Annotated in this window: 1 pseudogene; it reads right to left on the reverse strand. The window is 67.7% G+C overall.

Annotation, left to right across the window (positions count from 1 at the left end):
• Nucleotides 1–436: pseudogene (locus tag J7528_RS24065) on the reverse strand (hybrid sensor histidine kinase/response regulator); the annotation flags it as partial.
• Nucleotides 437–566 lie beyond the last annotated feature (130 nt).

The raw sequence follows: 566 nt of genomic DNA on the forward strand, positions 1-566 counted from the left end.
CCACCTGGGCGGCCGCCAGCATCAAGGCCTTCTGCGCCGGGGTCAGTTTGTCGGCGTCCCGCAGATAGGCGCCCACGCCATAAGTGTACTGCCCGCCGACCAGGTCGCCGTCGTAGAGGCCGTCGATCGAGCGCCGCGTGCCGTCGGCCTGACGGGGAAACCGGGCGTCGAAGGCCTGGTCGACCGTAGCCGGATCGATCGCGGCCAGGCGTCGCGCCAAGGAGTCCGAAGCGGCCTCATGCACCTTGACCAGGTCGGAAAACAGCCGGTCCTCGGTCTTGACCCGCTCGCCGACATATTCGGCCAGGTGGCGCAACTGTTCGTCAGCGGCGCTGCGCTGGACGAACACGAAGGTGACGGCCGTGGCCATGCCCGTCACCGCGATCGACAGCACCGCGACGATCGCAAGCAGACGGCGCGCCAGAGGCGAGGTCACGTCTGAAATGGCTCGACCGCTGTCCACGCCCCGTCCTTACCCCCTTGGCCTCAACATGGCCTTAAGCGCCCCCGCGCCTGGAAAACCATGTCATGGCGACCTCGCCTTTCCCACCGGCCCGCAACAGTCT

It is taken from the genome of Caulobacter sp. (genome assembly GCF_017744445.1).
Classification (GTDB): domain Bacteria; phylum Pseudomonadota; class Alphaproteobacteria; order Caulobacterales; family Caulobacteraceae; genus Caulobacter.